A 26,195-nucleotide genomic window follows, 5' to 3' on the forward strand; every position below is an offset into this window, starting at 1 on the left:
TGATAAATGATATATACTGAAGTCACTGCTTTGTAACCACGAAGGTGACGAAATGTCGAAAACCACTAAGCTACAAAACGAAGACAAACTGTTTAAAAAAGCGATGGAAGTCGGAACTAAGCTAGCCGAAATGCAAGGCTTTAAGCTCAATGACCCGAGTATGTCACAGTCGGTAAAAGCAAAGGCTATCTATCTATTTTTAGTCGATGCAAAGCAAATTACGCCTCTCCCTGCTGACAAGCAAGAAGGTAAGGACATTAAAAAGCGTCTTGCCGTTTGGATTCACAGTGCATTGCCAGAGGGTGACCCTCTCAAATAATCAAACGAATATAAAAATCCCCAATCAGTCTAGCCTCTGATTGGGGATTTTTTGCATGTCAAAAGTCTTAGAGTTGTTTTTTAGATTTGGTTACGCTTTGCAGTAAACACGCGCGTCACGTGGTGTGTAGATGCCAAATGTCACTGTACGTAGTAGGCCGTTAACAAACGTCTCTTGAACTTCTACTTTTGCTACTTTATCTGCACCGCCACAAACTTTCGCAGCATCGATCTCTTTCTCTTGCGCCAGACCGTTAATAAAGAAGTGTTGTGGTGCTTCTGTTGTTACTTCTGCTTCGTCCGGTGCCATAACAAATGTTTGTTGAGCACAGCCTGTTGCTACCATAGATAGTGCCGCGATAAGAATTAGCTTTTTCATAGTGTTCTCCATTGAGTAATCATGTTTCGGTTAACCAACACTCAGCGGTGTTGGCTAACGGTTGATGGAGTCAATTATTCCAAAGTTCTTATTTTGTTACTGTATAGGTTTGTCAGGCTCAGAATTACATTTCGGTAAGCATAACGTAAACAGTGCGCCGTTTAGTTTTGTACTGCGTTTCACGCTGGCGTAACCACCGTGTTGTTGGCAGATCTTCTCAACAATTGAGAGGCCAAGGCCATGGCCACTCTTACCTTTATTACGAGCTTTATTGCCCACATAGAAGGGTTCAAATAGGTGAGCGATGTGTTCTTCATCGACACCCGGTCCGTCATCGTGGATCTCAATACACAGGTACTTCTCTTTTTCGACAAGATGAATGTCGATTTGTGATTCGGCAAACTTAAATGCATTGCGAACGACATTATCGAGAGCACGTTTGAGCTGATGTTTGTCAGCGTCCAATTGATGGTCAGTATTGAGGTGAGACGTCATCGCTAGCGTTAGCTTGGTCTCTTTTTGCCATCGTGGTATCAATTTATCGACGTAAGTTGAAAGCTCAAAACGGCTCTTTTCTAAATCCAATTTTTGGTTATCAAGTTTGGCAAAATAGAGCAGTTCATCCACCATGCCTTCCATCTCTTCGGTGTCTTCTACAATGCTATCGATGGTAGCTCTCTGGTCTTGGTCGAGCGGTGTGTCTTTCAGCAGTTCAGCTTGCCATTGAATGCGGAAAACTGGCGTTCTGAGTTCATGGGCAACAGCGTTAGTCAGTGCACGATTGCTGTCGATAAGGTGCTGAATTTTGTCTGCCATGAGGTTAAAAGAGCGATTCAGCGTACCAATTGCGCTGCCGCTACGGGTTTCCGCTCTTATCGAAAAATCGCCAGAAGCGAAGCCTAGAGTTGCGCGCTCTAGCTTCTTCACTCTACGGTGAATGACGAACAGATGCCCTGAAGCGTAAATGACAAAGCTGAGAGAGAAGAATAACCAGAGCAAATCATCTTCGAGCTGAATCTTTTGTCGCACAAAGGCTTCTTCATCAGGCGCATAGCGATAAATGGCATCTGATCCAGGGAAGTGAAACCAGAGATCCCTGTCGTCATCAAACAGGACCGGCATATCTGATTGAGCTTTAAAAAACTCGACAACTTCAGAGGGTGCGCCTTGGCCAAGGGGGAACGTGGTCACGATATGTCGAGTCATGTCGGCAAACTGAGCAATAGCCTCTTCTGCGGCCTCAACGCCCTGATTAGTGGCTATATTGCTGATCAGCTGTTGGTGGGCCAACGCCTCGTAATCGTACAACACGAACTCGTAGTCGGTTGTCCACTGATAGACGGTGACTTCATAAGCGAAGATGCTTGCCATAAAGCAAGCAAACAGGCCGATGAGTGATTCTAGGTATATGCGTTTCATTATTCTCTTCGCTACTGGGTGAATTAACGCAAATTAGCCCCAAGCTGTGGAGACAAACAAGTAGCCTTTTCCTCGCAGTGTCTGGATCTTTTCAGCAGGGGAGTGGTCATCACCAAGCATTTTTCTCAGACGTACGATTTTGTTGTCTACTGTTCTGTCGAATCCATCGTATTCAATGCCACGTAATTCTTGAGTTAGGGTGTCTCTGGAGAGCGCAGTATCCGGCTGGTTAGCAAGTATCCAAAGTAGGTCGAACTCACTGTCTGTTAGCTGGACAATCTTGCTGTCTAATTCACATCGTTTGTATTTGTTTTTTAGTACTAACTGGCCAAAAGTGATTTGATCTTTGTCTTCATCGACAGCGTCAACGGGCTCTGCACGTCGCAATAAGCTTCTAACACGAGCAAGAAGAACGCGTGGTTTAATGGGTTTCGTCACGTAATCATCAGCCCCTGTTTCTAATCCGGCGACATGGTCAAAGTCATCATCACTGGCTGTTAGCATCAAAATCTTACCGAGGAATTTTGTACGCGTCTGTCGGCAAATTGTCAGGCCATCTGCGACAGGCAGCATCAGATCAAGCAGAACAATATCGGGCTGGTGTTCTAGCATGTGGTCAATGGCTTCACTGCCATCATCTAATGTCGTCACATCAAAACCTTGGGTAACAAAGTAACTCTTTAATAGCTGTTGAAGTTTCAAGTCGTCTTCAACGATGAGCATGGAATGTTGTGTCATAAATTTTCGGCCGTTTGGTATGAAAGACTTAGATTAAGAACGCAGGGCACAGCGTAAATCATGAATGCCAAGTTTATAGTTTGTTCTTGTTCGAGTGCTTTATTATAAAACATGGAAATGTATTGTAATGATGCAGTACGACATTTCCATACATCATTCAGACAGCTAATGACAAAAACGTTCCATAGAATTCTCTCCATACCAACATTGGAGAGAAATTATGAAGCAATATCGAAACCTATTATTAGCCTTACCGCTGATTTTGCTAGCTGGATGCAACTCGAGTTCGAGCGGTACTCATAAAGCTAAAGTCGCTAAACCCGTGGCTGATTATAAGTTTACTGAAAGTGCCCTGGACGAAATCATCGAAGATCGAGAAGACTACTTTGAAGGTATGCGCTTAACTTATGACGGCAAGTCATATGAACAAGTTCAGTATGCAGAGGGTTTTGGTGACATCTTACTTATTACAAGATTGGCCGATGTTCATGGTCAAACCATTGATGTTGCGGTCTACAATGACAGGCGAAACTGCTATATCTACTCGCCAACAACATTGCTTAAAACTTTTGATTGTAGAGCTAATAAGCGAACGGTAGGTAAAGATCAAACGTTGATTCAATCTGAAATCGATGACTCACGAGAGTCGGTAACCATCGAATTCTACAATGAGGCTTTTGAAGCGTTGGGTAGCATGGGGTCTACTATCTTAACTGCCTCAGACGTTGACGGTAAGGTGAATATTGTTACTTCATTCGTATTTGATGATATCTATCGAGAAATTGACCCAGTAGACGGTCCTCGAAATGAATCAACATTAGGTGTGACGACGTTTCTACAATTGAAAGACATCGTGGACAAGCATGTTGGTCAAGAAATGACGATGAAGTTTAATAGCCATATTGGTGGTAGTGGTGATGATGATATCAACATGTACACAGGTTTGCTGATCCACAAAACCAAGATGCACACGGTAGTCACACCTAACGGTTCGGTTTTCTCTGGCGGCACTGACCTTTTCGCAGCTGGCCAAACTCGCACTCTCCAGCGCGCGAAGAAGATCGATAACTTTGAAACACTGAAGCAAATTGGTGTTCATAGTTGGGGGACTGAAGGTAAAACAGCAAAAGATTTCCCCTACACGGATGAAAGTCACCGTAAACAAGCGACTTACTTCAACACCGTAATGGGTGACAAGGGTATCGACTTCTATCTGTTCACGTTAGATTCAGCACCATTTAAAGGTCAGCATTGGGTGACCAAAGCAGATTCAGATAAGTATCAATTTATCACGCATATTGAGTAGAGAAATCTCCACGCAGTGACGTCATTTGGCGTCACTGTCAATTTTGCACCCGTTGTTATCACAACGCGCGACGCCAGTTAGCCAGTAAGATATTTTGTAGCGGTTGTTAGCGAAGCGTAGATAACACCAGTCTGCCAATGGCTTCACGAGTGGCCAGCGCAATGGCGCGTATAACCAACCTTTTCCCACCAAATCCCAAGCCTTATGGGTAACGTCTAACCCCAGTATCAACTTACCCTTGTCATTCAATGCATGCAAAACCGTGTTGGCCGCGTTGGCGTCAATGTTTGGGTAATGAGCAAATTCAGCGCTGTAGATATCGACCGTCTTTATACTGTTATTGGTGTCTTGCTTTGTGAGGGCATTCATCTCCTTCGAGCACAAAGGGCAGGTTCCATCATAAAAGATTGTCAGTTTTGGCTTTGCGTCTTGCCCGTTCATTTTATCGCTTCCTTTTATTTATCAAGAATTTTAGAACACCTATGTATTAGTACTCCTTAACAAACTGTCCAGATCACTATCTTACTGTGTTTAAAGGGAAAGGTATGTTAAATGAACATATTCAGGCTACTGTAACGTCTACTGTGAGTTCTTACGTTGACTAATTAACCTGAAATAACAGGAAATAGGTTATCAGGCTGCCTTTTGCGGTTAATTCAAACTTAACGACCCAGCCGATTTTAGTAACTGATACGATGCCGCTTGAGCAGTTTGTATAAAGTGGTTCTTGATACGTCCAGCGCTCGAGCAGTCGCTGAAATATTGTAGTGCTGTTGTTCGATGGTTTGTCTAATACGTTTCTCGGTTAATTCATCTTCTATCGAACTGCCATTCTGTGGTTCTTTAAACGCCAGCTGCATATGTTGAGTTTCAAGGCTCGAATGGTCAGCGTAAACCACCGCTCTTTTTACCGCATTGAATAGCTCCCGAATATTCCCGGGCCATTGATATTGCTTTAGTACATCGAGTGTTTTGCTCGAGATGACGAAGTGGCTTGCATCATTCTTTTGCAACTCAAAATGTACCAGCGCTTCAATATCCTCACGGTGTTCTGATAGTGGAGGGATCTCAAGGTTCAATACATTAATACGATGATAAAGGTCTTTTCTAAATCGACCAGCAGCAACGGCTTGTTCAAGGTTGATATTGGTAGCAAACAGAACTCGGCAATTGATCGGGATTTGTTTGTTACTACCTAAGCGTTCAATGTGGCTGTTTTCTAAAAAGTGCAGTAGGTATGTTTGTAGCGGTAGCTCAAGATCTCCGATTTCATCCAAGAAGAGTGTGCCATTTTGTGCTCGCTCTACATGGCCGATATAGCGTTTAGCTGCGCCGGTAAATGCTCCTTTTTCATAGCCAAAAAGCTCTGAGTGAATTAAAGAGTGAGGGATAGCACCGCAGTTCAATGCGACAAATGGTTGATGTTTGCGTGGTGACTGGTTGTGGATCATCCTTGCACAAAGGCTTTTCCCTGTTCCCGTTTCACCTTGGATTAAAACTGGGTAGGTTGAGTGAGCCACCTTATCTATTTGCGTTTTGATATCTTGAATGATCTTTGAGTCACCAATCAATCTGCAGCGTTTTTCTCTGTCAGTGAGATAGTGTTTAACGGGTTCACCATCTATCATTCCCAATAAATGGCCTAAGCTTTTTGCAAGCCATTTTGCGTCTATTGGATGGTGGAAATAATCCCAAAAGCAGTGATGAATAAACGAAAGGTTGCGTACAGGCTTATCATAAAAAATACCGATCAGACCTAGGTTTGAGAATCTCTGTTTAAGCATAAGTAAGGACTGACAAGTTGCATTGGTGATTGGCTCGTCAAGGCAGACGATAACAATAGGTATTTTGTGTGTATCTAACACGTCAGTTAGAGCGTCCATAGTGTTGACCTTGACAATATCCCACCGGTTATCGCGCAATGAATCTACCCAGTCATGCAGCAGCGAATGATTGCCATGACAAAGCACGGCAGCACAACGTCTATTTTTTTGTTCAGTTGACATCTGCATCATAGGTTCGCTTTACTTATATTTGCCCCTAATAATAGTAGAATGGAAGTAGCAGTATTTCTATTGTTGATATTCTTATCATTAAGAAATGGCGAATTATAATAAGTTAAATGAATCGTTGGAGTAAGAGCGTATGTTGAAGCGTGCTGTTTGGTTGGTTTTACCATTGATAGCTGTACTAGGCGGCTGTGCAAGCTATAGCATCACAGAGAAAGACATGACCGAGTACTTGCAAGAATCAGTCGAAATCAACCAATCAGTTGGCGTTGAGAACATGATGTATGCTCAAGTTGCGGTCGAAGATTTACAAGTTAAGATTGGACGAGCGGACGCTGATCGCGTGTCAGTTTATGCAAACACGAATGCTCAAGTGCAAGTATTCAATATGCCTAATATTGGACTAGAGCTCGATATTGAGTTCAGTGCGATTCCTGAATATGACAAAGAGAGCGGCGAAGTGTATTTGAAATCGTTGCGCTTAGAGAACTTCAATGAAAGTGGTAAACAGTTGCCTGACAACATATCTAATCTACTACAACCCGCAGTGTCTATGATTGGGTTGGCGTTATCACAAGAACCTGTTTACAAGCTTGATAGAGCAAAGGTTCAAGAAGCACTGTTAAAGTCGGCTGAGCCGAACTTAGTGATCAAGAACAATAGGCTTGTTATAGAGCTGTTTGACTGAGCCTACCTAACCCCAAATTGATTCGCGACTAGAAAGTTATAGATATAGCGGGATCATTTGACGCCAATAACGTCCTCGATGCGCGCGCCCGTCCCACTCATACATTCGATGCTTAATTCCTTTTTGGTTGAGAATACGGCTGAGCTGGTGGTTGTTCTGCAAAAATGGGTCTTCTTTGCCTATCGCAAAAACAATATCGCTATTTTTGATTTGAGTGAGTTGGTCAGAAGGCGGTAAACCCGGCAGAAAGTGGGTTGGGGTGTGGTAATAAATTTCGTCGTTGTACAAGCCATCAAACAGGTCTTTAAATGACTCAGTACTCCAAGTGAGGTCGTAGCGACCAGAAAAGGCGACCAATTTCTGGAACAGGTGAGGGTGTCTAAAAAATAGAGTTGCAGCGTGGTAAGCACCCAGAGAGCAGCCGTGCGAAATAGTACAAGGGTGGCTGTTCTTACTCGCCATCAATGGTAGCACTTCTCTGAGAATATATTCTTCATACTGACAATGGCGGTGCATTCGGCCAAAAGGGTGCGCCCAAAAACAGTACATACTCTCGGTATCGACACTATCCACGCAGTAGAGTTGCAGTTGCCCCGCATTGATTTTATTGGCAATTGAGTCGACTAAACCAAGGTTCTCATATTCGTAGAAGCGGCCAGTACGAGTGGGGAAGACCAGAACTTTGGCGCCAGCATGCCCGAATATCAATAGCTCCATATTGCGATTGAGGTTGGGGCTCCACCATTTGTGATACTCACGTTTCATCACAATCCCCCAAGGTTTTAAAGAATGACTCAACACTTTTACGTAGCTCACGACGCTGTTTGCCTTCACCTCGGTAAATAAAGTGCCCTGCCTCTAATACAAACAGCTCTTTTTGACCTTTACAGGCGTTGTAGGCGCTGAATTGCCCGGGAGGTGCAACATAAGGGTCGAACAGTGCTAGCCCCCAGTGAGAAGGTTGAGAGATAAACTTGGCGGCGCATGAGGTATCAAAATAGGGGAGGTTACGAGCAAGCAGGGCTTGATTACCAAAATCGATGAGAGCTTGTGTACTGCCAATGGTCGGCATAGTTAAGCGTAGCGATACATTACCAAAAGTAGGTACATGAAAATGACAACGTTTGATGCGCTTATCAAAGGCCGTAGCAAAAATAGCAAGACCACCACCCAAGCTATTTCCGATCATGCCAATTTTATATTTGAGGTTGGGGTATAGAGTGAGCACCGCGGAAATCCCACACCACAAATCTTGAACGCATCCGCCTAAGATGTAGTGCTCTCTGTCTTGAACGTTGTGCAGTACATGCCAGTATGGATCGTCTGAGATCGGGTGATGATGGCTGCGACTGATACCACGCACACATGGGACTAATATCGCTGTATGTTTTAGTTTCCAAGTTGTATCTGGTTCATCAAGTCCGCCGTAACCGTGAGCCCATACCACCGCGCAGTGAATCTCTTCTTTCTCGGGTAGTAACAGCCAACCACCTACACGTACGCCATCGGTCGAGTTGTAGTAACAATCGAATACACGCCAGTGATTCACAATACGTCCAGTGTCTTGCAAGCTGACATAGGGTGTCACCTGCAGTGATCGCTCATACTTCTGTTGCCAAAAGTAGGCGAAGTCGGCTGGCGTAACGCTTGCTTCAACTTGTAAGAGTTGGTCTAGGTCGTATCCGTAGGTCGGATCGAAGTCGTAATTGTGTTTAAAAGTCACTGGCATCTCGCTACTGGTTTTAGCGTGGAAAGAAAAACATTAACGATTTCATGTTACATGTTTATTGCGAACACCATGTTTGAACTAAGCCACAAACTTGTTTGAATATTTTCAACTTGAACAGGCAGAAACCTTGGTGCTTTCTTTATTTATAGACCGACAAATAGCACTCTATCCAGTTGAAATGTAATTAAATTATGAATAAATAATAAAGAAAAAGCCGCCACGAGGGCGACTTTGTAAATGAAGGGGATAAGACCTAACGGCTTATGCGCTCCTTTTAAACGGTTTGAGCAGTTGTTTTCCAAATACATTGATAAGAGCGCCTGTCACAATCAAACCACCACCTAGGTAAGTCCAAATCGATGGTATTTCATTAAATAGCCACACTCCAAGCAGCGCAGAAAAGACGATTTGCACGTATGAGTATGCTGAGGCTTTACCAGCAGCTTGAGTTTGCATTGCTTTGGTTAAGCCATATTGGCCGATCTGAGTGAACACACCGACTAATACCAACATGATGGTAATGAATAAGCTTGGCCAAACAAAGTCATTCCAAATCAGGGCTATTGATATCGGTAATGCAACCATAGGGAAGTACAGAATGATCACTGAGCTGTCTTCAGTTTGGCTGAGCTTTCGTACAATTACGTAGGCAATCGAACTACCTAATGCGCCAATCAATGCCATCATGATGCTGAACAGAGGCAGTTCATTGGTCATGCTGCTGTTCATATTGGGTTGAACCATCACAAATAGACCTGCAAGGCAGAAGACAATACAGATCATGGTTGAGGTTTGAACACGCTCTTTTAGAAACAGAACACCAAGTAGAGCAGTAAATACAGGGTGCACGTACTGAAGAATGGTCGCTTCTGCCAGCGGAAGTGTCGTCACTGCATAGTAAACACACATCAATGCCGCGGTTCCGACTGCCCCTCTAACGAATAACAACGGTTTGTTGTTACCCCAAACTGAGATGCCTTTTCGCTTAACGTCAATATAGCTGATGATAAGAGACACCAAAGCCCTAGCGGCGACAATTTCAAAGACAGGAATGCCATAGTTGCTCACGTACTTTACGCATGCCGACATCAGCGCGAAACCTAATGCGGATAGCAACATAAAGCGAACCCCAACGGGGATGAACGAGAAAGAGAGTGAAGGCATAGGATTGTCTTTGTGAGTTTAGTAAGAGCTGAAATGAATCATACCTCAATTGTAAACACTGAACGTAAACGAATTGAAAATTATTCCACTTTACGTTTACAAAATCATCGGACTGTTTGGGCATGATAAGTGTTCATAAATCACTCTGGACAAGCTCTCGGTAACCTCTTATTTTGGTAGCAATCCCATAACGAAGGAATGCTTAGTTTATGTTTAGTCATGTATTTTTAGGTGTAGAAAGTATCGCGCGAGCAAAGTCATTTTATGATGCAACCTTAGCGGCATTAGGCCAAAGCGAGGGTGTAGTGGATCCTAAAGGTCGCTGTATTTATCTATCTGAAAATGGCGTTCTGGGTTTAACCCAGCCAATTAATGGTGATCCTGCCAGTGTCGGTAATGGGATGACGGTAGGGTTTGTTGCGAAATCTCCAGAAGAAGTGGATGAGTGGCATCGCATTGGTTTGGAAAACGGCGGTACCAGTATTGAAGACGCTCCAGGTGTGAGGGATTCAGGTGTGCGTCGACTTTATATGGCATATTTGCGTGATCCGGATGGCAATAAAGTCTGCGCGACCCATTTTATGCCATAGTTGCATATACTAAAATTAGAGTAAGAAGATTGCATTGAGGAGAGTGACATGGAACATAATGAACGGTTTTATGAGAGCTTTGAACGCTGTCGAATCGATCAAGAGTTTTTAGAAGCTTTCCTCAGTGATTTTTGTGAGCATAACCCACGGTTTTCGGAGCGATTTGCCAATGTTGGCTTAGAGCAACAAACCAAGATGCTTAAGGCGTCGATCATCTTGATCTATAACTCTTCTGGTTTACCAAGTGTAAGAAACTCGGTAAAGCGCTTGGGTAAGCAACACAAAGACCTAGGGATGGATATCTCAGAGCAAGAGCTTAATGAGTGGTTTCAATCACTGCTTAATACGGTCAAAAAGTTCGACCCGCACTATGATGTGCAGGTCGAACAAGCTTGGACAGAAACACTCGATATTGGCCTCAAGATTATGAAGCAAGAGTGTGTCGTTAAATAAGCTTTGAGCCAGTTAAGCCTTGGTTACCCTAGCCAATACGTGTTTTAGTCGTAGCGCTTGCTTTAAAAGGTAAAACCGGCCTGGATACCAAAGGTTGAATCTCTGTTGTGCCAGTCGTTACTGCTTCTGAATTCGTACCAATCATATCCTGCGCGAGCTAGGAATTGAGATTGACCAAAAATAGGCGTTAGTGACTTGTATTCAACACCAATCCCGTAAGTGGCCCCGAAGTTAACTGTTGAACCTTTGGTGCTTGTGCCGTCGCTTTTTTTTGATTTTACTTCTGACTTTATATGGTAAGCCCCTAACTTACCGTAAATAGCAAAGTTATTACTGAGATTATGTTTGTACATAGGCGCTACGGAAACCAGTAAGGAATCCAAATCTTCGTCGACGGTGATTGTTGGATTATTGCCATATGCATATTTGTCATTGGCATTGATTAGAAGCAGTGACGATTCGATGTACCAATTGCTTTGCATAATCTGACTACCAAGCGTGAACTCGCCACCAATGTCATTGTTGTCGATCGCGACACCACCTAATACATACATCTCATTTGACGCGAATGCCGAAGTGGCTGCCATTGCCATCAAAGAAGTCAGTGCTGCTACGTGTAGTTTTTTCATTTTTTCTTCCGAAGTGTGTGAATTTCGGGAGAGGATTCTAGCGGCACTTTCAAAATAAAAAACAGCGTTCAAATAGATTAAGAACGTTTAAACAAGTATTAAATTTATCAATATCTAGACTTAGTGTTTTGAGGTCTAAAACGATGTTTTTTTAGATTTGTTATTTGATGGCTATCTTTTGATTTTATTAGCTTTGTTGAAATTTTTACTGTCAATTCTTGTATAAAAAGCTCTAGAAACTAAACGTTCGCTAGAGCTTAATATCGTGTGAATTGATCACCATTTTAATAAAGATTAAGCGTGCCGGATGAACCGCAAGCAGGCCTGTTCCAGTAGCAAAGGAAGATGAGGCTTAGAAATGAGCAGCCCAACCGACTAAGAAACCTTGTGACGCTGTGTCGTAACTGAAGGTGCCCGGGTTGCTGTAGTCGACCCAAGTGGATTTGTAGGCGATATTTAAATCGGACCAGTCATTAATTTGATAGCGCGCCCCCAGCAGTAGACCCGATGTGAAGTCGGTATCGCTACCTAGACCGATATCTAGGCTCGCATGAGTTTGCCAGCTAGCATTGAGTTTTTGTGTCCAACGCACCCCAATAAGATAGTCGATCCAATCCTCATCCAGTGACCGCGAGTTATTAATCAAACCTCCTCCACCGGTAGAGTAAAGCTTGGTATCAATGTCATTGTCCCACCATCGAAAACCCACGATGTAGTCAATAGCACCAAAATCATAATGATAGCGTTTAAAGCCTTTGGCTTCGAGTACGCCTTGCCTAATGTCTACTTCGCCTTTCAATAACCCAGAATTCCCAACGATTGAGTCGGCTTTACCGCTTAACTTCATGAAGCTGTAGTCGACATAGTAGCCCCATTGATTGTCGTAAATACCTTCAAGTCTCAACATAGCGCCCATGTCGAGATGATCCATGATGAACGAAGGATCGACATCGACATCAGTTGAGAGGTTTGCAATCGAGGTATCGCCTCGAATGTTAAGAGCCAGTGCATAGATCTCTACGCTGTGTTGCCACTGTTTTGTTGAATCAAGACCTTCGTTACTTTGAGCTTCGGTGACAAAGCCGGTACAGATAAGGGGAGTAAGCAAGTAGTTCCATCGAGCCATACAAATATCCTTATAACGTTTCAATGTGCGAATGATTAGTTGAATAACTATGACAAGAAACTTACTTGTTGATTATGCAACTTGTTTAATTTTGATTGTAGGCTATGTTTTCTGAAACAGGTCAAATAAAGAGCAATCGCATGAATCCACAGAGCATTTTTCTCATTGTTGCCGCCCTCGGTCTCACACCCATTGCCCTCTCTTACGGTTACGCGCCGACTGTATCTCTTGATTATCTTTTCGCTATCGATGCGACTCCGGTGAACGTCTCTCATATCTTTAGGGCTGTGATGGGGCTGTATTTGGCGTTGGTGCTGTTTTGGCTCTCTGGCGCAATGATCCAAAAGTATCGTCTTCCTGCTCTCTATAGCTTAGTTATTTTTATGCTGGGGCTCGCTGCGGGTCGTGTATTGAGTTTGGTGGTTGATGGCATACCACATTGGTTGTTGATTGTGTATTTGGTGCTAGAGGTTGGCTTTGGCGTGGTGGGAATAAAAATGATTAGAAACGAACAGTCTAAAATGGCTTAAGGAAGGAACGATGAAAAGGATACTTCACTTGTTGGTGTTGGTCGTTATGGGAAGCTGGTCTTTGTCCGCTTTCTCGGCTCAAGATAAACCGAATATCTTTGTTATCTTTACCGATGACATTGGGATTTCAAACCTAAGTGCGTATCACAACGGGGTGATGAGCAGTGAAACACCGAATATTGATAGCATTGCTGAGAAGGGCATGTTGCTCACAGACTATTATGCTCAACCTTCATGTACAGCGGGACGTTCAGCGTTCCTAACTGGACAATTACCTGTTCGAACGGGCATGCACACAGTGGGTTTGCCGGGTGGGCCTGTTGGGCTGCATGCTGACACACCAACGCTGCCAGAAATTCTCAAAACCATGGGCTATGTGACAGGCCAGTTTGGTAAAAACCACTTAGGTGACCGAGATGAATTTTTACCGACTATGCACGGTTTTGATGAGTATTGGGGTTGGTTGTATCACTTGAATGCAATGGAATACACAGAAGATCCTGATTGGCCAAAAGATGGTTCATTGGATGCATTTGCACCACGTAATGTGATTTACGCTAAGTCGGACGGTAAAGGCGGTCAAACCATTGAGGATGATGGCGCGCTGACTATCGAGCGTATGCGCACATTAGATGATGAAGTAAATAAACACGCGATCAACTTCATCGAAAGGGCGGTTGAGGCGGATAAGCCATTCTTCACTTGGTATTGTCCATCACGCGGTCACGTTTGGACGCATCTTTCACCTGAATACGAAGCTATGCTCGGCCAAAATGGTTGGGGACTTCAAGAAGTGGTGATGAAAGATCTTGATGATCATATCGGTGAAATGATGGCGAAAATGGAAGAGCTGGGTATTGCCGATAACACCATCATCATTTTCACTGCGGATAATGGCCCTGAAATCATGACATGGCCAGACGGTGGTATGACGCCATACCACGGTGAGAAAGGTACCACGTGGGAAGGCGGTGTTCGTGCACCTGCTCTTGTGAGCTGGCCAGGTAAGATTCCTGCTGGCAGTATCGGCAACGGCATTTTCGATGGTATGGACTGGTTACCAACGCTTGTTGCTGCAGCTGGTGGTCCAGCGGATCTGAAAGAGAAAATGCTCAAAGGTTACGATGGCTTTAAAGCGCACCTTGATGGCTATAACCAAGTTGATATGCTGACTGAAAAAGGCGAATCCAACCGTAAAGAGATTTACTACTACGAGAGAGACAAGCTGCAAGCGGTTCGAGTCGGGGATTGGAAGGCACACTTTGTGGTTCAAAACCATGGTTGGAGCGGTCCTAAAGAAGAACTGAACGCGCCACTACTGTTTAACTTACGACGTGACCCTTATGAGCGAGCGGCGGAAGAGTCGGGTATGTATCTGAAATGGATGGGGCAGAAGATGTGGGCATTTGGTCCTGCTCAGGCAGCGGTACAACAGCATCTAGCGACCTTCAAAGAGTGGCCGCCTAAAACACCGGAAACTCAACCTGAAAACACCGGTGGTGTCGGAAACTAACCGCTTTCAAATGTAAAAATCCCGCTCTAGATGAGCGGGATTTTTATAGGAATGTATCTTTCAGTCTCGTTACTTGAGCGTTGTTTTTCTCTCAATGAACTTAACTGGAACCATCAATTTAACCAAGCTTGTCTCTTGGTCTTGGATTTGGTTAACAACAATTTTCACTGACTCGCGCGCAAGACGTTTGAAATCTTGCTTGAAGGTACTCAACTGATAATTCAACCACTGTGTTTGCGGGATATCATCAAAGCCAATCACCTGTAGATCCTCAGGGATTCTAAGATTGAATTCCAAACGAGCTACATCCATAACCGCCATTGCGAGGTTGTCCGTCGCACAGAAGATGGCTTCTGGTTTAGAAGGTTCTGAAAACAGAGTTCTGATCGTTTCTAGGGCATCAAGGTAGTCATAATCGGCTTCAACAACGCGCGCTTGTTTACCCGTTAAATCTTCAAACTCAGCGCAAAAGCCCGATTCGCGCTCGTCATTGGTGTACGTTGGAACATTACCGGTTAGATAAACCGCAGATGTAACGCCACTGCTGTGAAACTGCTGTGCTGCAAGCTGTCCGGCTGCATAGTTGTCGCTCACAACATGGCTGCTCTTCGTGCCTTCAACCACACGAGCGTACTGAACAATAGGGATATCGAACTCTTCACACTCTTCATACAGAGATTTGTTGAAGGTTGCAGATGCGGCAATTACACCATCGACTCGATATTGGAAGATATTAGGGATCGAGTGGTTGTCATTTGCATCCACCTGCCACGGAATAAGTACTGCCGAGTACCCTTGCTTTTGTAACTCAGTAGAGATGAGTTGTAGGGTTTTCATGTGGATAGGGTAATCTGCATCTGGGAAGACCAATCCAATCAATTTAGATTCGTTGGTAGTCAGGCTTCGTGCAAAAGCATTAGGACGATAGTTGAGGGCTTTAGCGGCTTCGAATACTTTTTGCTTGGTCTTTTCCGATACCGAACTACCCGGCACAAATACACGAGAAACGGTAGATTGAGAAACGCCAGCCAGTTTAGCGACATCTTTTGAAGTTACGGTTGCTTTCGGTACCGAGGAGTGTTTTGGAGAGTTCATAGACCATGCATTTTAAGCCGAATTAATGGCGTGTAGAGTATCATAAGTAGGTACGTATTCAAAAAGTCAATTAAATCAAATTCTATGAAAAATAAGGCTTAAGAGATTATATTGGGTTATAGGCTGGGTATAACCCAAAAAGCTCTGCTGAGTTAATGAGATAACATCGCAGAGCTTTGTTTAGAACTTAGAAGATCCTACTCTTATTAGAAGTAGTAACGAATACCTGCAGCAAATTGGTCGTCGCTGTTTTCGTACTTCACGCCATTGTATGAGTCTTTGCCATTATCGAACTGATATTCAGTCCAAACTAAGAACTTGTTTTTCTTAAAGTGGTACTCAAGGCCAGGGATAATCAACTGACGCTCGTAACCATTGGCATTGTCGTCCGTGTCCGTTAAGTAGTTAACGTTAAAGGTTGGACGTAGGCCATTCTCAAAGTGGTAGTAAGTAAAGAATTCAGCGCCGCGGTGATCGTAGAATTCTGCTTGGCTGGTTGTTTCCCAGTTTGAGCCTTGGCTGTATGTGAAGCCAACAAACAATCCGTTATTGGTGTAGTTCACACCCAATAAACCGATGCGTTGAGTATCCCCATTTTTGATGTTCTGAACACCCGCCTCAACATCGTCAAACTCATTCTGATGGTAGGCTAAACCAATGGTTAGGCCATCCATAACCGTGTATAGCGTTGATGCACCCATACCGTTTTTCAGTGTTGCTGTTTTACCATCAGCTAAGCCAACATCTTCACGAGTCGTCTGGTAGGTAAAGCCGTATTTCCAGTTGTCGTTGATGTTATTGCGGTAAGTAATTGAGTTTTCTGCTCGGCCTGTACCAGAAGCGATGCCCCAGTCAGACAGGTTGTAGTAGCCAGAACCACGTGAACCAAATACACGGCCCATATCGGTAAACCAAGCGACATCGTAGAAGGTAGACCACTGCTTAGTACCTGCTGCAATCTTGCCGTACTTATCGTGCTCTACGCCTGCGTATAGAAGTCGGTCATAAATGTTGTCGCCGTTGGCACCAGAGTTGTAACCCCACTCAGCGTGGCCAAAGCCAGTCCAATCATTGTCTAGGCCCATTTTACCTTTCAGGCCAAAACGAGAGCTACCGCTGTTCCATTCGCCGTTATGATCGCCACCTTTGTCGTGATAACGAACGTCAAAACGGCCGTCTAGGGTTAAGCTGTCACCAGCTTCATTAGTAAATGTGTGGGCTGCAAAAGCAGAGCTAGAAGTAAGCGCAGCGAAGACCACTGCAGAGATAATCGACTTTTTCATTGTTGTTTTCACTTTATTCAGGCCGTCGAAAGCCACCGTGCTTTCAAGCCCGTTAAATGTAATGGTTCAGAGGGTGCACCCATCCGTGAGGCACAGGTTGGTTATTTTGAGTGGAGCAGGTTGCCGAGGGCGAGAAGGAGCCCTCGGCAGTCATGTCGACCTAGTGCAGGTATGGACTAGATAGACAAAAGGACAAGGTTACAGCGTTGGGTTTAGGATTGAAGAAGTGCGTTCGAACACATCTAGACCTTGCTGTTTTAGCCAGAAAGGAAGATCAATCAGTACCCAGTTTTCAGATAGCTTGTCGCCGTCACGGTAGTAAACGTCAACCACTTGCATGTCTGCGCGAACTTCGCCACCAGTCATACCTAGGAAGCCACCTGTGGGTGTGTTTGATAGGTTTGGCCAACCGAAGAAACAAGAGAAGCTACCTTCAGCGAAGCGACAAACGTGACCATTAAACTTCTTGTCTTTCAGGTTATTACGGAAAGGAAGTTGGTGTTGCTTCTGGTAACGTGGGATTGTGTAAGATGCACCGATACCACAAGGGCCGTACCAGATCATATCTTTAGACCAGCTTTTCTCTAGCACTTCTGGTGGGCAACCCATTGCGCCGCTGTCGTTAAGTGCAGATAGGTCATCAACCATCTTGTTCACTAGAGCAAGCGTTGCGACGCCCTCTTCTGGAGCTGCATCTTCAAACAGTAGACCGTCGTGGTTACGTGGGCCAGGGTATACGAAGTGCTTACCTGTTGATGGTGGTAGTGGGTAGCAACCCGCTTGGTCCATCATGCCTAATAGGTCTAGGAATAGGCCTGTCTTAGTGATTTTGCCGTCAACAACACAGTTAAATTCTGCGTAGCGAACGTTCATGATCTTACCAGTAGGGCGCATGCCTAGGTATTCAGCGTCGAATAGACCCATGAAGTGACCCATGCTCATTACCCAAATTTCATCTGGGTTGATTTCGTTGTTACCGCCGATGAAGATATCTTGACGACGCTGCATGCGAGTCATTGATTTCATCATTGGAGCCCAAAATACGTCAGCTGCCGCTTGAGCGCCTTCTTGCTCACGGAATGGGTAAACACCGCGCCACAAGTAGTCTTCAGAAGTGTGTGCTTTTAGTACTTCAGCAACGTTCTCGTGAGTTGCATTTTCCATCGCGTCAAAGTATTCGCGAACAATGCGTTTAGCTTCTTGATATTTAGACATAATTCATTCTCTTTATGTTGTCGAGTCAACATTCGGAACAGGACTCGATTTGGATTTTGTTACCGGCTGATTGCTCAGCCGGATCAATGTTTATTTCTTGCCTTGAGAGACTTTCAACTAAAGGGGATTAAGCTTTTGCCGCTTCCGCTTTTTTGCTCTTGTCGAAGATGCCGCCTTTCAATGTTTCTGGTAGAGATAGCCACAGTAGACCGGCCACAATCCATACGATTGGTGAGCCCCACATTGCTGTTGCAAGGTCGCTGCGCTCTTGGATGAATACCAGCACCATTGGTGCCCACATGCCGATGATACGACCACCGTGGAATAGAGCTGCGCCGAAGCTACGTAGGTGAGCTGGGAACAGTTCTGAGAAGTAACCACCCCATACTGCTGAAGCTGATAGGCCGAAGTTGTAGATAAGACCCAGGATAGCCAACATGTTTAGGCTGCCGATCATCACGTCGCTTGGAGCAACGAAGAATACCGATGCCATGATGCCCGCTAGGATGAAACCGAATGCGTTAACCTTACGGCCGTATTTGTCTGCAATTGCACCCCATACCCAAGCACCGAATAGAGAGCCGAATGCCGAGATAGAGAAGATGATGCCGATAGTCGCGCCGTCGAATTGACGAACTTCTTTCAGGTACGTTGTCACGAAGCCAGAGAAGAACTGGTAACCGTAGAAGTTAAGACCTGCTAGCAATAGACAAGTGATGGTTAGCTTGCGGTAAGGCGCGCTAAGCATTTCACCCCAAGAACCTTTCTTCGCTGGTGCATTTGATGCTTCCGCTTTCGCTTGATCTTCTTCACCGTAAGCGATCACTTTTTTGTCGCTCGGAAGGATAAAGATCATCACTACCGCAGCTGCTAGAGGAGGAATACCACCTACCCACATTAGGCTCTGCCATGGTGCGTCAATGCTAGAGATAAACGCTGCGTAAGCACCCATTGCCATAAGAGCAACCGAGAACATAGAAGAGGCGAACGCCGTTAACTTACCGCGAACTGTTGGCGTGAATAGGCCGATCATTAGGCTTACCGCTACTGTGAAGTAACCACCCAAAGAAATACCGATGATGAAACGCATTGCTGCCCACATAGCGTAGTCGGTAAACATCATGTTGATGATCGTTGCGCCGCCGTTCAGTGCAGTGATGATAATAAGAGTCGATTTCTTACCAAAGTTTGATGCCACCCATGCACAGCTTAGGGCACCAATAAGTGCACCAACCGACTGCCATGTATAGAACTGAGCCGTATCTGCTAAGTTAATGCCGTCATATGCATCAACGATGTATGGGCGTACGTAGTCAATAATTACAAAGTTATAACAATAGAAAAAGTAGCCTACTAGAATTGCAAGATAAGCAGCTACCCTTTGAATCATAGGAACTTCGCTCATGTGTTTTTTCGTAGTCATGACCGATAAACCTTTATTTTATATAGGGTGTTATGAGTTTTGATTACAGTGTAGTAGGTATTGATGTTTACTACACTGTCTTCGTTTCGGGAGAGATAATAGAGTTTTTGTGGTTATTAGATCCGTGATCAAAGTCAATTTTGAAATGAGTGCGTACCCATTTTGTGTGTTTTGGTGATCTTGATCCCATTTGATCGCAATTTTTGCCGTTTTGGGACTTTTTGAGCGTTTAATCGTCAATCTTAGTGACAATACTCACACTTATTGGGGGTTTTTGAGGGAAAATATCCAATTTTAAGTAATATTGGCAGCGAATGATTTGCGAAATACAATAAACGGAATCTCAAAATGGTTACGTACTCAAGTTTTGTGGTGATTGCTCTTTATGTGTTAACCACACTATTTATCAGCTACTTAGTGAACAAGCGCTATAGCGTAGGTGGCGACTTTTCTACAGGTGGAAAGCAATTTGGTTGGTTCACTGCAGGGGTATCTATTCTTGCGACCTACATCAGTGCGATGACATTCGTAGGCATGCCGGGCTGGGTTTATAGCTCAGGTATGGAAGCGATGAGTGTTCACTTAAATTATCCGGTCGTCATCTTTTTCGCTGTCGTTTTCTTTGTTCCCGTGTTCTACAAGCTTGGCCTGACTTCGATCTATGAATACCTAGAACACCGCTTTGGCGTTGTTGCTCGTACTATCAACTCGATTGTGTTTATTGTCGTGCAGTGTATTTCGGCGGGGGTGATTTTGTATGCCGTTGCTTTGATTGTGGTGCAAGTGCTACCGATTGGTATTTCCGAAGCGATTATTTACATCAGTTTGTTCACCGCGCTTTATACCTATGCGGGCGGTATTTCTACCGTAATATGGACTGACATGCTGCAGTCTGCAGTACTCATTATCGGCAGTATTGCGATTTTTGGTTTGCTTCTAATGAAAATTGAAGCGGGCGAGATGCCGTCACCAGAACAACTTAACATCATCAATCTAGATTTTGACTTGGGCGTTGATACTACTTTATGGGCGGGCTTGGTCGCAGTGAGCTTTTTGCACCTTAGCGTGTACGGCACTAACCAGTTGATTATTCAAAGAACGCTGGCGACAAAAGATGTGAAAACAGCACAGCGATCTATGCTGCTGTGTGGCTATGGTGCGTTTTTCATCTACCTATTCTTTGCGATGATGGGCGTACTGCTGAGTGTCTTTTATCAAGACAATAGCTTTGAAAACAGCAATGAAGTGATTCTCGACTTTGTGTTTAACCATACCAACCCAATTATTGTCGGTCTGGTGATTGCTGCGTTATCGGCAGCGGCTATGTCGACTCTGGACTCGACCTACAACTCAATGGCAACCGTCGCAACGTTCGACTTTTACAAGCGCTTTTTCCGTAAGTCAGCTTCCGATGCACACTATGAATCGGTAGCCAGAAAGATGAGCCTTGTTGCCGCTGCATCGGTGGTGGTGCCTGCTTTGCTCGCTGTCTCAAACGAATCTGTACTAAAAACCATTGCCAGCCTTACTTCAATTTTTGTTGGTATTCGTCTTGGCTCTTTCATTCTTGGGCTGTTTTTCAAGAAAGCGAATGAGAAAGGCGTGGTCGCGGGCAGCCTAGGCAGCGTTGTTGTGGTTTTTGTGGCTAAGTACAGCGGTGTTTCTTGGCCTTGGTTTGCACTGATTGGCACCGTCGTTTTCTTAGTATTGGGCGTTATCGTGAGCCGTTTCTTTGGTGAAGTTACTCAACAACAAAATGAATTTATTGCAAAGCAAAAGCACTTGTTTGCCAAGCCGACGACAAGTCATTACGGCTTATTGGTATTTGCCGTAGTCACCGTCGCTGCTTGTACCGTTATTCCTGATTGGCTTTATGCCGTTCTTTCTTAATTGACCGATTTTTACTGGTAGTTCTATGTTATCGATCTTTGATATCTACAAAATTGGTGTTGGGCCTTCGAGCTCGCACACCAACGGCCCAATGATTGCGGGTTATCATTTCACTCAGTTAGTTGCCGATAAAATCACAGAGGTGGTTCGTGTTCAGGTCGATCTTTATGGCTCGCTGTCACTCACTGGAATCGGGCACCACACCGACAGAGCAACTATTTTGGGATTGCTCGGCAACAAACCAGACACCATCAAAATCACTAGTGCTAATGAAGCGATGCGTCGAGCAATTGATAGTGGTGAGATGCAGTTAAGTGGAAGCCACACTATCAGTTTCAACTATAAAACTGACATGCTATTCCATGAGGACAATCTACCACTTCATGAGAACGGTATGATGATTACCGCCTTTGACCAAGCTGGAAATGTCATTGTTGAGGAAACCTATTACTCGATTGGCGGTGGTTTCATTGCAACCGCTGATGAGCTCCAGAATGGCACTCAAACTAAGTCTGTTGAAGTGACGTACCCGTTTAGTAATGCTGAAGAGATGCTTGAGCAGGCAGAAAAGAATGGCATGAGCCTAGGCGGCATGATTCTGAAAAATGAGTCCGCTTTCCAAGATGTTGATGCGATTGCAGAAAAGGCAGACCAGATTTGGCGCGTGATGTCGCGTTGTATGGAGCGCGGTTTTGAAACTGAAGGGATCTTGGATGGTGGATTGAACGTCACTCGCCGAGCTCCAAACCTACTGAAGAAGTTAGAAGCGAATGCTGCGGTTGAGAACGATCCAATGGAAATCATGGACTGGATTAACTTGTTTGCCTTCGCCGTCAGTGAAGAGAATGCGGCTGGTGGTCAGGTAGTCACATCTCCAACCAATGGTGCTGCTGGCGTTATTCCGGCTGTGTTGATGTATTACCATCGCTTTATCAAAGAGTTGGATACCAAGCAACTGAAAGACTTCTTAGCAGTATCGGGCGCGATCGGTATTTTGTACAAAACCAACGCCTCCATTTCAGGTGCCGAAGTCGGGTGCCAAGGAGAAGTTGGCGTATCATCTTCTATGGCGGCTGCGGGTTTAACTGCACTTCGTGGTGGCAGTAATGAGCAGATTTGTATTGCGGCGGAAATCGCGATGGAGCATTCGCTGGGTATGACCTGTGACCCAATTGGTGGTTTGGTACAAGTGCCGTGTATTGAGCGAAATGCAATGGGTGCGATGAAGGCGATTAATGCATCACGCATGGCTTTGAAGCGTAACAGTAAATCTTTGATCTCGCTTGATAAAGTTATCGCGACTATGTACCAAACAGGTAAAGACATGAATAAGAAGTATCGCGAAACGTCATTGGGCGGTTTAGCGCTAATTCATCTTGCGCATCCGTGTGAATAGAGGGGCAGCTCAGTCTCAAGCCTTTCTGCGGCAGATACTCTTATAAGTACGACAACAAAAAGCCCAGTCGCAATATCGCTGATTGGGCTTTCTTATTTTGAAATCAATTAATCTTGCAGTGGCAGTTGGTAGCTGTTCTTAAGCTCTTTCACTGAGATGTTAGATTGAATTGCGCTGACGCCTTTCACTCGTCGAATAGAGCTGATTCGCTCAAAATACTCTTCTAGATCTCTTGCCAACACCTGAATCATGTAATCGGCTCCGCCTGCAATGCAGTGGCACATGGTGATCCAGTCTGTGACTGCGACAAACTCTTCAAAAGGCTCGGTGTTTTCAACCTCATGGTTGCCGAGTGTCACTAGGGTAAAACCTGCCACATGAAGGCCCAGTTTTTTGCGGTTCAGTTGCGCGGTATAACCATCAATATATCCCGTCTCTTCCATGCGCTTCCAACGACGCCAACAGGGTGTTTCACTCAGATTTACCTTCTCGGCGAGCTTGCTGTTACTCATGCGCCCATCTTTTTGGATATGTCCAAGAATGGCAATATCCGTATCATCTAGCACTTCGTTGGTGGATTCTTTCACTTTCATGGTGATTTTAGAAAAAGTCTGCTCAAATTTGATTTAATACTAACGCATATAGCAATTTAATTCCTACTCGAATCGGTAAACTCTTCTCCCACTAACGTTTTATCAACTAGGAGAGAAAGAATGAGCGCTCAATTAATGCTGGCGTTCTTGTTGTTTTCAATATCGATTGGAATTACACCGGGAGCAGGAAACATTGCATTGCTTGGGATATCAAGCCGATATGGATTTGCGGCAACATTGCCTTTTGTCTCTGGTAATGCTTTTGGCATCATCATCATACTGGCGGGTTCAAGCGCGGGATTGGTGAGCCTGTTTACCCTTTACCCAGAGATCTACACGGTAATGAAATACCTTGGGGCAGCTTATTTACTGTTTATGGCGTGGTCGATTGCCAACATGGAGATTGAGCAAGAAGATTCTGTGAATCGCTCAGGATTTATGTCTGGTGTTTTGATTCAAGTTTTAAACCCGAAAGGGTGGATTGCTTCGCTGACCGTATTTTCTCAGTTCATCACCACACAAACAGATTACCTGATTCAGGTGGTGACGATTACCGCCATCATGGTGGGGACCGGTGTATTGTGTATGTTGGTTTGGGCGTATTGTGGCACTATGCTGCAGCGTCTATTGCAATCACCAAAACAGATGGTGATGGTTAACCGTTGTTTGGGTGGCAGCTTAGCGATGGTAGTGGCATTTATGTTGTATCAGCCTGCTTAAGATACCCTAAGCAATGGCGAGTTTTGGAGGATTGGTTGAGATACCGATCCTTTTTTTGTACTTATAGATTGTCAGCTTGATACATGTTCTCAACATCTTGTTAAATTTAACCTCCCACAGATAAATCCTTTCGTAAAGATGACGGAATTCACTGTCGATCGTGAAAAGATGCCAAGCCCGAACAGATAGTGGCTTGGACTGGGAAGTCACTATACTCAGACTAACAACCAAATTAACCACATCGCCAAGTATGAAAAATCTACGTATTCTCTTTACCGCTCTTACTCTCATTATCCTTGTCGGATGCACCTCAACGTCTGCAGTTGGCAGCTCGAAAACAAAGGAATATGCCAAATCACATACTTTGGTTGGTCAAGCTTCTTGGTACGGCAATAAATTCCATGGGAAGCTCACTGCCAGTGGCGAAATCTATGATATGAATGCTTACACAGCGGCTCATAAAACTCTGCCGTTTGGAACAATCGTTAGGGTGACAAATACAAGTACCAACAAATCGGTCGACGTTAAAATTAACGACCGAGGCCCTTTTGTTAAAGGCCGTGTAATAGACCTCTCTTACAAGTCATTTGCACAAATCGGCAATGTAAAGAAGGGCACAGTACCTGTAAAAATTGAAATTATAGATGACAGTAAAACCTTTAGGTACAAGCATTAATTTGGTCCAACTTCTTCTCGATTTATGACTGGAGAGGAAAACGCATCACGCTATGGTTCGGTTCGCTTTCTATGTCTACGACTGACCAATCTAGTGATTCGTAAAGAGCTGGTACATTGGTGTAAACATAAAGGTGGCTTTGAAGGGCGTTAGAGATTTGCTTGATGCCGCGGTTGATGAGCTCGCTTGCAATGCCTTGGCCACGCCATTCGGGTAAAACAAGCAGAGCATTAAGCCAAATAACGTCAGAGTCACCATGAGGCTCTTTGAAATACGAGTAAGCAAGGCCGCCAATCACTTGATTCTCTCGGATAGCCACCAAAACTGGCGGAAGGTTGGCATCGTGTTTGTAGCTATCTACAAAGAGAAAATCAGGCCACTCGTTTTGAAAGAGCTTTTCTAACTCCAACCAATGTTGACTGTTTTCAATACAGTTTCTAAATACGACCTTGTTCATATGCGGTTATATCCTTAATTAACTCTTCTTTGGATCCATGCTGAAACAGCTTAACGGACTATAGCTACAATATCTGAGTGGTTTAGCATGCTACTCGAGTTTAATAGGCTACTTATTAGGGGCTTTGGTTTGTGAAGTTCACCTATTACTAATAATTTTACGCAACGATTTTTAGTCTCTCATTCGATAAAAATAGGAACTCATCTACTTTTGATATAGCAGTCTGTAAATTGTTGGGCGCGACTTATGCATTTGGTGAGGTGTCATGAAATGGTAAGTTTTGAAGAATCTCTGACGCTAGACTGTACACAAATCGAAGTTATCCAAGAAAGTAGAGAGAGTACAGAATGAGTAAAGTAGAAAAGGTTTACGGCTTTAATACACCACAGCGACTATTTGTTGGTTATACCTTGGCGGTGTTGGTGGATTTGGTGGTGCTCAACTTCTTTGACGAGTATTGGGAGTACGTGAACATTGAGTCATTTACTATTTCGTTTATCGCGGCGATTCTTCTTCAGTTGTTGCTTAAACTATCGATTGGTTTAGAACATAAAATTGCCGATTACTTTAAGAATAAGCCGGGTACGGCACCAAAGGTTTACCGAGGTATCTCGACTTACATCATCCTCGTGGGTTCGAAGTTCGTGATGTTGGAAGCGATTAATATCTTGTTTGACGACAAGGTGAGTTTCACTGGTCCACTCAATGGTGTAGTAGCGTTCTTTGCGGTGGTGTTTGTTATCTTGATTTCAGAGATTGTGGTGTCGAAGATTTACTTCGCACTGGATGACAGTAACCAAAAGCAAGCCGAACGATCACAAGCTTCATAACAGATGACTTAAAGTAGAAAGAGCCA

At 44.3% G+C, this 26,195-nt stretch carries 28 protein-coding genes; 12 read left to right on the forward strand and 16 right to left on the reverse strand.

From position 1 onward, the window contains the following. Nucleotides 1-52 precede the first annotated feature (52 nt). Nucleotides 53-319 carry a DUF5062 family protein gene (locus tag KI743_RS00065; RefSeq protein ID WP_032549558.1) on the forward strand — a complete coding sequence of 89 codons (267 nt, stop codon included), beginning with the start codon at nucleotides 53-55 and terminating at the stop codon, nucleotides 317-319. A gap of 90 nt (nucleotides 320-409) precedes the next feature. Here the strand turns inward: KI743_RS00065 and KI743_RS00070 are convergent, their stop codons facing one another. From KI743_RS00070 to KI743_RS00080, 3 genes are all read right to left on the reverse strand, one after another. After that, nucleotides 410-697 carry a Bor family protein gene (locus tag KI743_RS00070; protein ID WP_032549556.1) on the reverse strand — a complete coding sequence of 96 codons (288 nt, stop codon included), beginning with the start codon at nucleotides 695-697 and terminating at the stop codon, nucleotides 410-412. Between the two features lie 96 nt (nucleotides 698-793). Continuing rightward, entirely contained in the window at nucleotides 794-2,116 is a 1,323-nt protein-coding gene (locus KI743_RS00075; protein ID WP_285464043.1) for an ATP-binding protein, read from the reverse strand. A gap of 33 nt (nucleotides 2,117-2,149) precedes the next feature. Further along, nucleotides 2,150-2,854, reverse strand: coding sequence for a response regulator transcription factor (locus KI743_RS00080; RefSeq protein ID WP_285464044.1), 705 nt, complete (start codon nucleotides 2,852-2,854; stop codon nucleotides 2,150-2,152). A gap of 220 nt (nucleotides 2,855-3,074) precedes the next feature. Between KI743_RS00080 and KI743_RS00085 the strand changes: the two genes are divergently transcribed. Next, nucleotides 3,075-4,160, forward strand: a complete 1,086-nt coding sequence (locus tag KI743_RS00085; protein ID WP_285464045.1) for an alpha/beta hydrolase — start codon at nucleotides 3,075-3,077, stop codon at nucleotides 4,158-4,160. A gap of 21 nt (nucleotides 4,161-4,181) precedes the next feature. On the opposite strand, the gene KI743_RS00090 is transcribed toward KI743_RS00085, so the two are convergent. Together KI743_RS00090 and KI743_RS00095 are read right to left on the reverse strand one after the other, a co-directional pair. Next, the gene (locus tag KI743_RS00090) at nucleotides 4,182-4,601 is read right to left on the reverse strand and encodes a thiol-disulfide oxidoreductase DCC family protein (protein WP_285464046.1); all 420 of its coding nucleotides are present in this window, start codon (nucleotides 4,599-4,601) and stop codon (nucleotides 4,182-4,184) included. A gap of 239 nt (nucleotides 4,602-4,840) precedes the next feature. Beyond that, nucleotides 4,841-6,175 (reverse strand): sigma-54 dependent transcriptional regulator, encoded by a 1,335-nt coding sequence (locus KI743_RS00095; RefSeq protein ID WP_285464048.1) that lies wholly within the window; start codon nucleotides 6,173-6,175, stop codon nucleotides 4,841-4,843. Nucleotides 6,176-6,305: 130 nt separating this feature from the next. On the opposite strand from KI743_RS00095, the gene KI743_RS00100 reads away from it, so the two are divergent. Beyond that, nucleotides 6,306-6,857: a DUF1439 domain-containing protein gene (locus KI743_RS00100; RefSeq protein WP_285464049.1), complete on the forward strand. Its 552-nt coding sequence runs from the start codon at nucleotides 6,306-6,308 to the stop codon at nucleotides 6,855-6,857. A gap of 36 nt (nucleotides 6,858-6,893) precedes the next feature. Here KI743_RS00100 and KI743_RS00105 read toward each other — a convergent pair whose 3' ends face one another. From KI743_RS00105 to KI743_RS00115, 3 genes are all read right to left on the reverse strand, one after another. After that, the gene (locus KI743_RS00105) at nucleotides 6,894-7,622 is read right to left on the reverse strand and encodes an esterase family protein (RefSeq protein ID WP_285464052.1); all 729 of its coding nucleotides are present in this window, start codon (nucleotides 7,620-7,622) and stop codon (nucleotides 6,894-6,896) included. Then, on the reverse strand, nucleotides 7,612-8,580 hold the full coding sequence (locus KI743_RS00110; RefSeq protein WP_285464054.1) for an acetylxylan esterase: 969 nt from the start codon (nucleotides 8,578-8,580) through the stop codon (nucleotides 7,612-7,614). The genes KI743_RS00105 and KI743_RS00110 overlap by 11 nt, the downstream gene beginning before the upstream one ends. Before the next feature lie 267 nt (nucleotides 8,581-8,847). Continuing rightward, complete coding sequence (locus KI743_RS00115; RefSeq protein ID WP_285464057.1) at nucleotides 8,848-9,750, reverse strand: DMT family transporter; 903 nt, start codon at nucleotides 9,748-9,750, stop codon at nucleotides 8,848-8,850. A gap of 209 nt (nucleotides 9,751-9,959) precedes the next feature. Between KI743_RS00115 and KI743_RS00120 the strand changes: the two genes are divergently transcribed. Both KI743_RS00120 and KI743_RS00125 read left to right on the forward strand, forming a co-directional pair. After that, the gene (locus KI743_RS00120; protein ID WP_285464059.1) at nucleotides 9,960-10,340 is read left to right on the forward strand and encodes a VOC family protein; all 381 of its coding nucleotides are present in this window, start codon (nucleotides 9,960-9,962) and stop codon (nucleotides 10,338-10,340) included. A 48-nt stretch (nucleotides 10,341-10,388) separates the two neighbouring features. Beyond that, nucleotides 10,389-10,793 (forward strand): globin, encoded by a 405-nt coding sequence (locus tag KI743_RS00125; protein WP_285464061.1) that lies wholly within the window; start codon nucleotides 10,389-10,391, stop codon nucleotides 10,791-10,793. A gap of 62 nt (nucleotides 10,794-10,855) precedes the next feature. Here KI743_RS00125 and KI743_RS00130 read toward each other — a convergent pair whose 3' ends face one another. Both KI743_RS00130 and KI743_RS00135 read right to left on the reverse strand, forming a co-directional pair. After that, nucleotides 10,856-11,422 (reverse strand): outer membrane protein, encoded by a 567-nt coding sequence (locus KI743_RS00130; protein WP_285464062.1) that lies wholly within the window; start codon nucleotides 11,420-11,422, stop codon nucleotides 10,856-10,858. 352 nt (nucleotides 11,423-11,774) lie between these two features. Continuing rightward, the gene (locus KI743_RS00135; protein ID WP_285464063.1) at nucleotides 11,775-12,548 is read right to left on the reverse strand and encodes a hypothetical protein; all 774 of its coding nucleotides are present in this window, start codon (nucleotides 12,546-12,548) and stop codon (nucleotides 11,775-11,777) included. 140 nt (nucleotides 12,549-12,688) lie between these two features. Between KI743_RS00135 and KI743_RS00140 the strand changes: the two genes are divergently transcribed. Together KI743_RS00140 and KI743_RS00145 are read left to right on the forward strand one after the other, a co-directional pair. Continuing rightward, entirely contained in the window at nucleotides 12,689-13,078 is a 390-nt protein-coding gene (locus KI743_RS00140) for a DUF4345 domain-containing protein (RefSeq protein ID WP_285464065.1), read from the forward strand. Between the two features lie 10 nt (nucleotides 13,079-13,088). Beyond that, the gene (locus KI743_RS00145) at nucleotides 13,089-14,591 is read left to right on the forward strand and encodes an arylsulfatase (protein ID WP_285464066.1); all 1,503 of its coding nucleotides are present in this window, start codon (nucleotides 13,089-13,091) and stop codon (nucleotides 14,589-14,591) included. A 69-nt stretch (nucleotides 14,592-14,660) separates the two neighbouring features. Here KI743_RS00145 and KI743_RS00150 read toward each other — a convergent pair whose 3' ends face one another. From KI743_RS00150 to KI743_RS00165, 4 genes are all read right to left on the reverse strand, one after another. Then, on the reverse strand, nucleotides 14,661-15,686 hold the full coding sequence (locus KI743_RS00150) for a LacI family DNA-binding transcriptional regulator (protein WP_150871646.1): 1,026 nt from the start codon (nucleotides 15,684-15,686) through the stop codon (nucleotides 14,661-14,663). A gap of 206 nt (nucleotides 15,687-15,892) precedes the next feature. Then, the gene (locus KI743_RS00155) at nucleotides 15,893-16,969 is read right to left on the reverse strand and encodes a porin (RefSeq protein WP_152468398.1); all 1,077 of its coding nucleotides are present in this window, start codon (nucleotides 16,967-16,969) and stop codon (nucleotides 15,893-15,895) included. A 198-nt stretch (nucleotides 16,970-17,167) separates the two neighbouring features. Further along, nucleotides 17,168-18,184 carry a nuclear transport factor 2 family protein gene (locus tag KI743_RS00160; protein ID WP_285464070.1) on the reverse strand — a complete coding sequence of 339 codons (1,017 nt, stop codon included), beginning with the start codon at nucleotides 18,182-18,184 and terminating at the stop codon, nucleotides 17,168-17,170. A 127-nt stretch (nucleotides 18,185-18,311) separates the two neighbouring features. Next, nucleotides 18,312-19,607, reverse strand: a complete 1,296-nt coding sequence (locus KI743_RS00165) for an MFS transporter (protein ID WP_285464072.1) — start codon at nucleotides 19,605-19,607, stop codon at nucleotides 18,312-18,314. A 348-nt stretch (nucleotides 19,608-19,955) separates the two neighbouring features. Here KI743_RS00165 and KI743_RS00170 point away from each other — a divergent pair, with 348 nt between their 5' ends. Both KI743_RS00170 and KI743_RS00175 read left to right on the forward strand, forming a co-directional pair. Further along, on the forward strand, nucleotides 19,956-21,497 hold the full coding sequence (locus KI743_RS00170) for a sodium/solute symporter (protein WP_285464074.1): 1,542 nt from the start codon (nucleotides 19,956-19,958) through the stop codon (nucleotides 21,495-21,497). Nucleotides 21,498-21,522: 25 nt separating this feature from the next. After that, a complete protein-coding gene (locus KI743_RS00175; RefSeq protein ID WP_285464076.1) occupies nucleotides 21,523-22,893 on the forward strand; it encodes an L-serine ammonia-lyase in 1,371 nt (456 codons plus the stop codon). 107 nt (nucleotides 22,894-23,000) lie between these two features. On the opposite strand, the gene KI743_RS00180 is transcribed toward KI743_RS00175, so the two are convergent. Beyond that, nucleotides 23,001-23,486: an Lrp/AsnC family transcriptional regulator gene (locus KI743_RS00180; RefSeq protein ID WP_004739989.1), complete on the reverse strand. Its 486-nt coding sequence runs from the start codon at nucleotides 23,484-23,486 to the stop codon at nucleotides 23,001-23,003. Between the two features lie 120 nt (nucleotides 23,487-23,606). Here KI743_RS00180 and KI743_RS00185 point away from each other — a divergent pair, with 120 nt between their 5' ends. Next, a complete protein-coding gene (locus KI743_RS00185; RefSeq protein WP_150871664.1) occupies nucleotides 23,607-24,206 on the forward strand; it encodes a LysE family translocator in 600 nt (199 codons plus the stop codon). A 250-nt stretch (nucleotides 24,207-24,456) separates the two neighbouring features. Next, a complete protein-coding gene (locus tag KI743_RS00190) occupies nucleotides 24,457-24,882 on the forward strand; it encodes a septal ring lytic transglycosylase RlpA family protein (protein WP_285464080.1) in 426 nt (141 codons plus the stop codon). 22 nt (nucleotides 24,883-24,904) lie between these two features. Here KI743_RS00190 and KI743_RS00195 read toward each other — a convergent pair whose 3' ends face one another. Beyond that, nucleotides 24,905-25,339 (reverse strand): GNAT family N-acetyltransferase, encoded by a 435-nt coding sequence (locus KI743_RS00195; protein ID WP_285464082.1) that lies wholly within the window; start codon nucleotides 25,337-25,339, stop codon nucleotides 24,905-24,907. Between the two features lie 347 nt (nucleotides 25,340-25,686). On the opposite strand from KI743_RS00195, the gene KI743_RS00200 reads away from it, so the two are divergent. Beyond that, nucleotides 25,687-26,169 carry a hypothetical protein gene (locus KI743_RS00200; RefSeq protein ID WP_285464084.1) on the forward strand — a complete coding sequence of 161 codons (483 nt, stop codon included), beginning with the start codon at nucleotides 25,687-25,689 and terminating at the stop codon, nucleotides 26,167-26,169. Nucleotides 26,170-26,195: the final 26 nt, after the last annotated feature.

This window comes from Vibrio sp. D420a (assembly GCF_030248625.1).
Classification (GTDB): Bacteria; Pseudomonadota; Gammaproteobacteria; order Enterobacterales; family Vibrionaceae; genus Vibrio; species Vibrio fortis_A.

Coding starts and splice junctions, on each gene's coding strand:
- KI743_RS00065 (WP_032549558.1), top strand. CDS start 53: ATGTCGAAAACCACTAAGCTACAAAACGAAGACAAACTGTTTAAAAAA.
- KI743_RS00070 (WP_032549556.1), bottom strand. CDS start 697: ATGAAAAAGCTAATTCTTATCGCGGCACTATCTATGGTAGCAACAGGC.
- KI743_RS00075 (WP_285464043.1), bottom strand. CDS start 2,116: ATGAAACGCATATACCTAGAATCACTCATCGGCCTGTTTGCTTGCTTT.
- KI743_RS00080 (WP_285464044.1), bottom strand. CDS start 2,854: ATGACACAACATTCCATGCTCATCGTTGAAGACGACTTGAAACTTCAA.
- KI743_RS00085 (WP_285464045.1), top strand. CDS start 3,075: ATGAAGCAATATCGAAACCTATTATTAGCCTTACCGCTGATTTTGCTA.
- KI743_RS00090 (WP_285464046.1), bottom strand. CDS start 4,601: ATGAACGGGCAAGACGCAAAGCCAAAACTGACAATCTTTTATGATGGA.
- KI743_RS00095 (WP_285464048.1), bottom strand. CDS start 6,175: ATGATGCAGATGTCAACTGAACAAAAAAATAGACGTTGTGCTGCCGTG.
- KI743_RS00100 (WP_285464049.1), top strand. CDS start 6,306: ATGTTGAAGCGTGCTGTTTGGTTGGTTTTACCATTGATAGCTGTACTA.
- KI743_RS00105 (WP_285464052.1), bottom strand. CDS start 7,622: ATGAAACGTGAGTATCACAAATGGTGGAGCCCCAACCTCAATCGCAAT.
- KI743_RS00115 (WP_285464057.1), bottom strand. CDS start 9,750: ATGCCTTCACTCTCTTTCTCGTTCATCCCCGTTGGGGTTCGCTTTATG.
- KI743_RS00120 (WP_285464059.1), top strand. CDS start 9,960: ATGTTTAGTCATGTATTTTTAGGTGTAGAAAGTATCGCGCGAGCAAAG.
- KI743_RS00125 (WP_285464061.1), top strand. CDS start 10,389: ATGGAACATAATGAACGGTTTTATGAGAGCTTTGAACGCTGTCGAATC.
- KI743_RS00130 (WP_285464062.1), bottom strand. CDS start 11,422: ATGAAAAAACTACACGTAGCAGCACTGACTTCTTTGATGGCAATGGCA.
- KI743_RS00135 (WP_285464063.1), bottom strand. CDS start 12,548: ATGGCTCGATGGAACTACTTGCTTACTCCCCTTATCTGTACCGGCTTT.
- KI743_RS00140 (WP_285464065.1), top strand. CDS start 12,689: ATGAATCCACAGAGCATTTTTCTCATTGTTGCCGCCCTCGGTCTCACA.
- KI743_RS00145 (WP_285464066.1), top strand. CDS start 13,089: ATGAAAAGGATACTTCACTTGTTGGTGTTGGTCGTTATGGGAAGCTGG.
- KI743_RS00150 (WP_150871646.1), bottom strand. CDS start 15,686: ATGAACTCTCCAAAACACTCCTCGGTACCGAAAGCAACCGTAACTTCA.
- KI743_RS00155 (WP_152468398.1), bottom strand. CDS start 16,969: ATGAAAAAGTCGATTATCTCTGCAGTGGTCTTCGCTGCGCTTACTTCT.
- KI743_RS00160 (WP_285464070.1), bottom strand. CDS start 18,184: ATGTCTAAATATCAAGAAGCTAAACGCATTGTTCGCGAATACTTTGAC.
- KI743_RS00165 (WP_285464072.1), bottom strand. CDS start 19,607: ATGACTACGAAAAAACACATGAGCGAAGTTCCTATGATTCAAAGGGTA.
- KI743_RS00170 (WP_285464074.1), top strand. CDS start 19,956: ATGGTTACGTACTCAAGTTTTGTGGTGATTGCTCTTTATGTGTTAACC.
- KI743_RS00175 (WP_285464076.1), top strand. CDS start 21,523: ATGTTATCGATCTTTGATATCTACAAAATTGGTGTTGGGCCTTCGAGC.
- KI743_RS00180 (WP_004739989.1), bottom strand. CDS start 23,486: ATGAAAGTGAAAGAATCCACCAACGAAGTGCTAGATGATACGGATATT.
- KI743_RS00185 (WP_150871664.1), top strand. CDS start 23,607: ATGAGCGCTCAATTAATGCTGGCGTTCTTGTTGTTTTCAATATCGATT.
- KI743_RS00190 (WP_285464080.1), top strand. CDS start 24,457: ATGAAAAATCTACGTATTCTCTTTACCGCTCTTACTCTCATTATCCTT.
- KI743_RS00195 (WP_285464082.1), bottom strand. CDS start 25,339: ATGAACAAGGTCGTATTTAGAAACTGTATTGAAAACAGTCAACATTGG.
- KI743_RS00200 (WP_285464084.1), top strand. CDS start 25,687: ATGAGTAAAGTAGAAAAGGTTTACGGCTTTAATACACCACAGCGACTA.